We start from the raw sequence: 8,454 nt of genomic DNA, 5'->3' as shown, positions 1-8,454 counted from the left end.
TGCCCGCCGACACCGGCCCCGCTCCCCCGGACGCCGCGCCCGAGCTGCTTCCGGCTGCGCCGGCCGCGGCGTTCTGGGGCGCGCTCACCGCCGCGGAGCGGCGCGAGCTGCTGGAACGGGGACAAGACCACGTCTACAGCGCGGGCGACGTGCTCTGCCGGGAGGGCGGCCTCGCGCAGGAGGTGATCGTCATCCTCGCCGGCTGGGCGCGCGTGTGGGTCCGGGAGGGCGGCGAGCGGCGGACCCTCGCGTTCCGCGGCGCCGGGGAGCTGGTCGGCGAGCGCGCAGCGCTGATGGTCCGGGACAGGTCCGCCACCGTCACCGCCGAGGGCGACGTGCGGGCGCTGCGGGTGGACGCCCGCGCGTTCGCCGGCTTCCTGGACGGCAACCCGCGCGTCCGGGCGGTCCTGGAGGACCAGGTGTACCGGCGGCAGACCGAGCGCCGGCGCGACGAGCCGGACCGGCGGCCCGCGCTGCCGGCCGGGCCGAGCGGCAACTGCACGATCCTGATCACCGACATCCAGGGGTTCAGCTCGCCGCGCCGCACCGACGCCGACCGGCGGCACGTCCTGGACGCCATGTACGCGTCGCTGGAGGAGGCGTTCGCGGCGTCCGGCATCGACTTCGGCGACCTCTACACCGAGGACCGCGGCGACGGCGCGCTCATCGTCGTCCCGCCGGGCACGCCGACCGAGCAGGTCCTCGACCCGATGCTGGCGCGGCTCGCCGTGGAGCTGCGCCGGTACAACCGGCGCGCCGCCGAGCCCGCGCGGCTCCAGCTCCGCGCGGCGGCGCACGTCGGGCCCGTCCAGAAGGGCCCGCGCGGGGTGTCCGGCATCTCGATCATCACGACCCGGCGGCTGGTGGACGCGCCGGCGGTGAAGCGGCGGGTCGCCGACACCGGCGCCGACCTGGCGTTCGTCGCGTCGGAGTTCGTCTACGACACCGTGCTCGCGCCCGCGCCCGGCTTCGTGGACCCGGCCCGTTACGCGCGGGTGCGGGTGCGGGTGAAGGAGGCGTCGCTGGCCGCCTGGCTGACGCTGGAGGGGGGCGCGTCCTGGCCGCAGGCGATGTGAGTACGGTGGGCACGACAAGACGTGAAGGGGGTCGAGCGTGTCCGTCGTGAAGATCAACGTCCTCACCGTGAACCCGGAGATGCGCGAGGAGATCGAGAAGCGCTTCGCCGGGCGGGCGGGGCTGGTGGAGTCCGCGGAGGGCTTCGAGGGCTTCGAGCTGCTGCGGCCGGTGGAGGGCCAGGACCGGTACCTCGTCTACACCCGGTGGCGCAGCGAGGAGGACTTCCAGCGCTGGACGCAGAGCCAGGCGTTCCAGCACGGGCACGCGCAGGCCGCCGCCGACCGCCCGGCCGGCCACGGCCATGGGCACGGGCACGGCGGGCCCGCCGCGTCCGGCTCGGAGCTGTGGGGCTTCGAGGTCGTCGAGAGCGCCGGCCCCAAGCAGGGCTGACCGGCCGCGACGCGGCGGGCGCGAGCCCCGTGGGAGCCCGCGCCCGCCGCCGCGGTCACCCCTTCACCAGGTCCTGGTAGTCGGGGTGCTTCTCGATCCACTTCTTGATGAACGGGCAGAGCGGCACGACCGGGTCGCCCTTGGCGCGGACGTCGTCCAGCGCGCCGCGGGCGAGGGCGCTGCCGATGCCCTTGCCCTCGAAGGCGGGATCGACCTCGGTATGGGTGAACACGACCGCGCCGTCGCGCCGCTCGTACTCGGCGAACCCGGCGAGGCCGCCGTCCACCCGGATCTCGTAGCGGCCTTCTCCGGCATTGTCGGTGATCTCGGTGCTCATCCCCCGATCATGCCCCACGCCGCGCGGGTTAGCCCGCCTCGTACCCCGCGTGCAGCAGGCAGTAGGTGACGGCCTCCTCCAGGGCCTGCCAGGACGCGGCGATGACGTTGTCCTCGACGCCGACCGTGCCCCACTCGCGCTCGCCGTCGGCGGACTCGATCAGCACCCGGGTGCGGGCGTCGGTGCCGTGCGCGCCCTCCAGGATGCGGACCTTGTAGTCGACGAGCTCCAGCCGCGCCAGCTCCGGGTAGAGCCGGCCGAGCGCGATGCGCAGCGCGTTGTCCAGGGCGTTGACGGGCCCGTTGCCCTCGCCGGTCGCGATGATCCGCTCGCCCTTGGCGTGCAGCTTGACGGTCGCCTCGCTGACCATGGAGCCGTCCGGGCGGCGCTCCACGATGGACCGCCACGACTCGACCTCGAAGTGCCGCTGCCTGACGCCGGTCAGCTCCTCGCGCAGGAGCAGCTCGAACGAGGCGTCCGCGGCCTCGAAGGTGTAGCCGGTGGACTCCAGCTCCTTGACCTTGTCCACGACGGCCTTGGCCTTGTCGCCGGACAGGTCGTAGCCGAGCTCGCGGCCCTTCAGCTCCACGGACGCCCGGCCCGCCATGCTGGAGACCAGCATCCGCATGTCGTTGCCGACGGCCGCCGGGTCGATGTGCTGGTAGAGGTCCGGGTCGACCTTGACGGCGGAGGCGTGCAGCCCGGCCTTGTGCGCGAACGCCGACAGGCCCACGTAGGGCTGCTGGGAGCTGGGCGCGACGTTGGTGACCTCGGAGACCGCGTGCGCGATCCGGGTCATCTCGGCCAGCTGGGCGTCCGATACCAGGTCCATGCCCCGCTTGAGCTGGAGGTTCCCGATGACGGTGAACAGGTTGGCGTTGCCGCTGCGCTCGCCGTAGCCGTTCGCGCAGCCCTGGACGTGGGTCGCGCCGGCCTTCACGGCGGCGAGCGAGTTCGCGACCGCGCAGCCGGAGTCGTCGTGGCAGTGGATGCCGACGCGGACACCGAGGCCGACGACCTCGTGGACGACGTCGGCCAGCTCGTCGGGCAGCATGCCGCCGTTGGTGTCGCAGAGCGCGACGACGTCCGCGCCCGCCTCGGCGGCGGTGCGCACGGCCTCCAGCGCGTAGGCGCGGTTGGCCTTGTAGCCGTCGAAGAAGTGCTCGGCGTCCAGGAAGACTCGTTGGCCCTCCGCACGGAGGTGGGAGACCGTGTCGCGGATCATCGCGAGGTTCTCCTCCAGGGTCGTGCGGAGGGCCAGCTCGACGTGCCTGTCGTGACTCTTGGCGACCAGGGTCACGACGGACGCGCCGGATTCGCGCAGGGCGGCGACCTGGGGGTCGTCGGCCGCCTTCACCCCGGCCCGGCGGGTCGCGCCGAACGCGGTGAGCCGCGCGTGCCTCAGGTCGAGCTCTGTTCGAGCCCGCCTGAAGAACTCGGTGTCCTTGGGATTGGCCCCGGGCCAGCCGCCCTCGATGAAGCCGACGCCCAGGTCGTCGAGGTGGCGTGCGACGACGAGCTTGTCGCCGACGGAGAGGTTCAGCCCCTCCTGCTGCGAGCCGTCGCGGAGCGTGGTGTCGTAGACGTGGAAGTCGTCGCCGTGCATGGTGTGGGTCCCCCCAGGAATGGGTGATCAGCGCCAGGGCACAAAAAAGACCCCTCACGGACGTGAGAGGTCTGCGCGCCGGCGGTGTCCCGTTAGTTGCCGGCGCGCCAGCCGATAATGACGAGGCTGAGGCGCATGATGCGGCCCAGTCTGCCACACCGCCCGCCGTGCATGGGACACCCGTCTCGGATGCTGAGACGACGACGCAAGCGGCGCACATCGCGAACTCCTCCGCCATTTCAGCCGATAACGCTTTATAGAAGTGCGGGAAATGATCTCCCATGGTTAAGTAAGGTTTTCATCGCGTAAACACGCTTGCGCATGGCCCGGTAAATGACCGAGGATCGCGCTGTCCGCCGGAGGAGGGATTTGCGATGAGCGGGGATCCGGTTCGCGGAACGGTCGCGTCCTGGGACGACGAGAACGGCTGGGGCGTGCTCGTCTCACCGGACGTCCCGGGCGAGGTCTGGGCGCACTTCTCCGCCGTCCGCACCGCACCCGGCGGCTTCGCCTCCCTGGATCCCGGTGAGAGCGTGCTGTTCACCTGGGAGGAAGCCGAGCAGGACGGCTACGCCTACCGCGCGCTGGACGTGCGGCGGGCGAACCGGAGCTGAGGCCCCCCGCGGCGGACCCGGCACGGCCGCCCGCCGGACCCGGCGGGCGGCGACCATTTCCGAAGGGAATGCCTGTCATGCGCATGCACACATTCGGCCGGACGGCCGTGATCTCCGGAACGGCTCTGGCAATGGCGCTCGGCGCCGCCTCGGCCGCGTCCGCGCAGAACCGTCCGAGGCACCGCGCCCCGGACGCGGCGGCCCAATACTTCGTGTTCACCAAACGGCATCAGAGCTTCGCGCACCGGGACCGGATCGGCGCGTTCCACGCGCAGGTGAAGCTCACCGGGCGGTACTCGCGGCAGTACCCGATGGCGTGGTCGTTCCAGATCACCAACGGCAGGCTGAAGGCGATCGCGCGGGGCAACGCGGTCTGTTCGGCGACCGGGCTGAACGGCCGCTACCACGACCGGCACGTCGTCCCGGTCGGCTACGTCTGGCACTCCACGGTCCGGCCGCACCGCGTCCGCAAGGTCTACGTCCTCTCGGGCACCTGCACCTTCCCGGTGCAGGTCGGCGGCAGGCCCGGACGGGCCTTCGTCGGGTTCGCCTTCCACTACGCGATCAACCCGGACGCGCGGGGGGTGAGCCCGAAGACCGCGGGCTCGGCGCTCACCACCTCGGTCCGCTACGGCCGCTGACGCGGCTGGCCATGACCGCGCCCGATGGCGCGCACCCGGGGACGGGCGCGCCATCGGGCGCCACCACGGATCAGGCGATCTTGTGGACCCAGCCGTAGGGGTCGGGGCGGGTGCCGTACTGGATGCCGACCAGCTCCTGCCGCAGCTTCATGGAGATCTCGCCGGGCTCGCCGTCGCCGATCGTCCACTCGCGGTCGCGGCCCCTGACCCGGCCGACCGGGCTGATGATCGCGGCGGTGCCGCAGCCGAACACCTCGGTGATCTCGCCGGACGCGCAGCCGGCCTGCCACTCGTCGATGCTGATCTTGCCCTCCTCGGCGGGTATGCCGAGGTCCGGGGCGAGCTTGAGCATCGAGTCGCGGGTGACGCCCGCGAGGAGCGTGCCGGTGAGCGCCGGGGTGAGCAGCCGGGCGTCGGAACCGGAGCCGTAGACGAACATCAGGTTCATCGAGCCGACCTCCTCGACCCAGCGGTGCTCCACCGCGTCGAGCCAGACGACCTGGTCGCAGCCCTGCGCGACGGCCTCGGCCTGGCCGGCGAACGACGCGGCGTAGTTGCCGCCGAACTTGGCCTCGCCGGTGCCGCCGGGCGCCGCGCGGGTGTAGTCCTGCGACAGCCACACCGAGACGGGCTTGATCCCGCGCGGGTAGTACAGCCCGGACGGGGAGGCGATGATCATGAAGAGGAACTCGTGCGCCGGGCTGTTCACGCCGAGGGCGCAGGTCGTGGCGAACATGAACGGCCGCAGGTAGAGGCTGTGCCCCTCGGTGTCGGGCACCCACGCCTTGTCGGTGGCGACCAGCAGCTCGACGGCGTCGACGAACAGCTGCTCGGGGATCTGCGGCATGGCCATCCGCTTGGCGGAGCGGTTCATCCGGGCCGCGTTCATGTACGGCCGGAAGGTGACGATCGAGCCGTCCGGCTGCTTATAGGCCTTGAGGCCCTCGAACAGCTCCTGGGCGTAGTGGAACACCTGGCTGGCCGGGTCCATCGGGATCGGCCCGTACGGTTCGAGCTTCGCGTCGTGCCACCCCCGGTCCGCCGAGTACCGGATGGTGATCATGTGGTCGGTGAAGTACCGGCCGAAGCCCGGATCGGCCAGGACGCGCTCGCGCTCGGCGGCCGTCGCGGGCCGCTCGGTCAGCGTGATCTCGAAGTCCAGGGTGTCGCTCATCGCCGTTCGTCCTCTCCCGATCGCCGGCGCGGCCCCATTGCCGCTGCGGCGTCCTTAGTCCCTATTGTCGTACTTTGTTCCTCGACCCCACTCCTCGCACGCGGCGCATACGGAAAACCGGGCGCGCCGCGAGGCGCGCCCGGAGTGTCCCTGCTCGTGGCCAGAGAGGCGCGCCCTCAGCCCGATACTCGCTTGGCGATCGCGTCGCCGATCTGGGCGGTCGACCGCGTCCCGAGCGCGCCGCGCTCGGCCAGGTCGTCGGAGACGGCCTGCTCGACGCGGCGGGCGGCCTCGCCCGCGCCGATGTGGTCGAGCAGCATCGCGACCGACAGGATCGTGGCGGTCGGGTCGGCCTTGCCCTGCCCCGCGATGTCGGGCGCGCTGCCGTGCACCGGCTCGAACATCGACGGCGCCGTCCGGTCGGGGTTGACGTTCCCGGACGCGGCGAGCCCGATGCCGCCGGCGATCGCGGCGCCGATGTCGGTGATGATGTCGCCGAACAGGTTGTCGGTGACGACGACGTCGAACCGCTGCGGCTGGCCGACGAAGAACATGGTGGCCGCGTCGACATGGCAGTAGTCGGTCGTGACCTGCGGGTACTCCGCGCCGACCCGCTTCATGACACGCTGGTAGAGATCACCGGCGAAGGTCAGGACGTTGTCCTTGTGGACGAGCGTCAGCTTCTTGCGCGGGCGCGACGCCGCGACCTCGAACGCGTAGCGGACGACCCGCTCGACGCCGAAGGCGGTGTTCACGCTCTCCTGCGTGGCGACCTCGTGCTCGGTGCCCTTGCGCAGGACGCCGCCGACGCCCGTGTAGGGGCCCTCGGTGCCCTCGCGGACGACGACCATGTCGATGTCGTCGGGCGTGACGTCGGCGAGGGGGGTCTTCACGCCCGGGAACAGCTTCACCGGGCGGAGGTTGACGTAGTGGTCGAGCTCGAACCGGGTCCGCAGCAGCAGCCCGCGCTCCAGCGTCCCGCTCGGGACGCTCGGGTCGCCGACGGCGCCGAGCAGGATGACGTCCTGGCCGCGCAGCTCCTCCAGCACCGAGTCGGGCAGCGTCTCCCCGGTCCGGTGCCAGCGGGCGGCGCCCAGGTCGTAGGAGGTCTGCTCGAACGCGAGGCCGCTGGACGGGGCGACGGCCTCGAGGACCTTCAGTCCCTCGGCGACCACCTCGGGGCCGATCCCGTCACCGGGGATGACGGCCAGACGAATGCTGCGGGAAGCCATGGGCGTACTGTACTGCAAACGTCTCACTGCTTGGGCTTGCGTCTCATATCCCGGTATCGGTGTCTCGGCGGGACGGTCCCCGCGCCCGCGGGTCCCCGAACGTCACCTTTGTCACCCTTCGCGGGCTTGACGCGCCGGTGGGGAGAGGAGACGCTCTCCTCGACAAGTTCACATCGAGGCGACGGTGCGCAGGAACCTGGTGCGAATCCAGGACGGTCCCGCCACTGTGACCAGGGAGTCTCCCCCAGCACGACCACGGCCGGCCGCACCGGCGGGAAGGTCGGAGGGAGACGGCGATCTGGGAGTCAGGACACTGACCCGTCGTCCTCCCGCAACCGGGGCGAGTGCACCCCGTGAGGAGATCCCGACATGGCCGAGTCCGCCGTACCGTCCGCCACGTCCCCGCAGGCCGAGCCGTCCGCGGCGCCGCTGCGCCTGCCGATCCGCGACATCGTGCCGTGGGCGGTGCTCGCCGTCGTGCTGGCCGCGATCCTGATCTACTTCGTCGGCGCCGAGCAGGGCGCCACGTCGGTCTTCGGCGGCACCTGGGTGCACGAGTTCACCCACGACGGCCGGCACCTGCTCGGCTTCCCCTGCCACTAGGCCGCGCCGATGATGAGAGCACTGCTGGTCCGCGGGATGCTCGCGGGCCTGGCCGCGGCCGCCCTCGCCCTGGTCGTCGCCTGGCTGTACGGGGAGCCGCAGGTCGGGCACGCCATCGCGTTCGAGGAGGCCAGGGCGCACGCCGAGCACGCCGGGCACGAGCCGGAGGTCGTCGGCCGCACCGTGCAGAAGACCGCCGGTCTGATCACCGCCATGGCGGTGTACGGGACGGCGCTCGGCGGGCTGTTCTCGATCGCGTTCGCCTTCGCGTCCGGACGGCTGGGACGGCTCGGCGCGCGCGCCACCGCCGCCCTGGTCGCCCTCGCCGGGTTCGTGGCGATCGAGCTGGTGCCGTTCCTGAAGTACCCGGCGACGCCCCCGGCGGTCGGCAACCCGGCCACGATCGGCGGCCGGACGGCGCTGTACTTCTGCATGATGGCGCTGGGGATCCTGGCGACGACCGCGGCGGTGATCGTGTGCCGCCGCCTCGTCCCCCGGCTCGGCGCCTGGAACGCGATCACGGCGACGGCGGTCGGCTACGCCGTCCTGCTGGCGGTCGTGTACCGGCTCACGCCGAAGCCCGAGGCGGTTCCGGAGCACTTCCCGGCCACGGTCCTGTGGGACTTCCGGCTCGCGTCCCTGGGCGTCCAGCTCGTCCTGTGGAGCACGATCGGGCTGCTGTTCGGTTACCTGACCGAGCGTTCGGTGGCCCGTCGCCGGGCCGCCGTCCCGGCCTGACCGCCGCCGGCCGCCGTCACGGGCGCACCCGGGGCGGCGGCC

Annotated in this window: 10 protein-coding genes and 1 riboswitch; of the genes, 6 read left to right on the top strand and 4 right to left on the bottom strand. The window is 72.1% G+C overall.

What is annotated here, in order from left to right; all coding sequences use genetic code 11:
• A partial coding sequence (locus ABZ914_RS41015) for a cyclic nucleotide-binding domain-containing protein (RefSeq protein ID WP_500200034.1) occupies positions 1 to 1,076 on the top strand: 1,076 nt, incomplete at its 5' end.
• A 37-nt stretch (positions 1,077 to 1,113) separates the two neighbouring features.
• Entirely contained in the window at positions 1,114 to 1,467 is a 354-nt protein-coding gene (locus ABZ914_RS41010) for an antibiotic biosynthesis monooxygenase family protein (RefSeq protein WP_500200031.1), read from the top strand.
• 55 nt (positions 1,468 to 1,522) lie between these two features.
• On the opposite strand, the gene ABZ914_RS41005 is transcribed toward ABZ914_RS41010, so the two are convergent.
• Positions 1,523 to 1,804, bottom strand: coding sequence for a GNAT family N-acetyltransferase (locus ABZ914_RS41005; RefSeq protein ID WP_500200030.1), 282 nt, complete (start codon positions 1,802 to 1,804; stop codon positions 1,523 to 1,525).
• Between the two features lie 28 nt (positions 1,805 to 1,832).
• Entirely contained in the window at positions 1,833 to 3,410 is a 1,578-nt protein-coding gene (gene cimA, locus ABZ914_RS41000) for a citramalate synthase (protein WP_190865068.1), read from the bottom strand.
• Between the two features lie 374 nt (positions 3,411 to 3,784).
• Between cimA and ABZ914_RS40995 the strand changes: the two genes are divergently transcribed.
• Together ABZ914_RS40995 and ABZ914_RS40990 are read left to right on the top strand one after the other, a co-directional pair.
• Positions 3,785 to 4,024 (top strand): cold-shock protein, encoded by a 240-nt coding sequence (locus tag ABZ914_RS40995; protein WP_500200028.1) that lies wholly within the window; start codon positions 3,785 to 3,787, stop codon positions 4,022 to 4,024.
• Positions 4,025 to 4,101: 77 nt separating this feature from the next.
• Positions 4,102 to 4,665 carry a hypothetical protein gene (locus ABZ914_RS40990; RefSeq protein ID WP_500200027.1) on the top strand — a complete coding sequence of 188 codons (564 nt, stop codon included), beginning with the start codon at positions 4,102 to 4,104 and terminating at the stop codon, positions 4,663 to 4,665.
• Between the two features lie 70 nt (positions 4,666 to 4,735).
• Here ABZ914_RS40990 and ABZ914_RS40985 read toward each other — a convergent pair whose 3' ends face one another.
• Entirely contained in the window at positions 4,736 to 5,839 is a 1,104-nt protein-coding gene (locus tag ABZ914_RS40985) for a branched-chain amino acid aminotransferase (RefSeq protein WP_500200026.1), read from the bottom strand.
• Between the two features lie 176 nt (positions 5,840 to 6,015).
• Positions 6,016 to 7,071 (bottom strand): 3-isopropylmalate dehydrogenase, encoded by a 1,056-nt coding sequence (locus ABZ914_RS40980; RefSeq protein WP_433238992.1) that lies wholly within the window; start codon positions 7,069 to 7,071, stop codon positions 6,016 to 6,018.
• 147 nt (positions 7,072 to 7,218) lie between these two features.
• Positions 7,219 to 7,407: riboswitch (cobalamin riboswitch) on the top strand.
• 33 nt (positions 7,408 to 7,440) lie between these two features.
• Between ABZ914_RS40980 and ABZ914_RS40975 the strand changes: the two genes are divergently transcribed.
• Both ABZ914_RS40975 and ABZ914_RS40970 read left to right on the top strand, forming a co-directional pair.
• On the top strand, positions 7,441 to 7,674 hold the full coding sequence (locus ABZ914_RS40975) for a CbtB domain-containing protein (protein WP_387027219.1): 234 nt from the start codon (positions 7,441 to 7,443) through the stop codon (positions 7,672 to 7,674).
• A gap of 9 nt (positions 7,675 to 7,683) precedes the next feature.
• Positions 7,684 to 8,412: a CbtA family protein gene (locus ABZ914_RS40970; RefSeq protein WP_500200024.1), complete on the top strand. Its 729-nt coding sequence runs from the start codon at positions 7,684 to 7,686 to the stop codon at positions 8,410 to 8,412.
• Positions 8,413 to 8,454: the final 42 nt, after the last annotated feature.

Origin of the sequence: Spirillospora sp. NPDC046719, from assembly GCF_040645715.1 — a bacterium.
GTDB lineage: Bacteria > Actinomycetota > Actinomycetes > Streptosporangiales > Streptosporangiaceae > Spirillospora.
The sequence above is the reverse complement of the archived record's forward strand: the minus strand, read 5'-3'. Positions and strand labels throughout refer to the sequence as shown.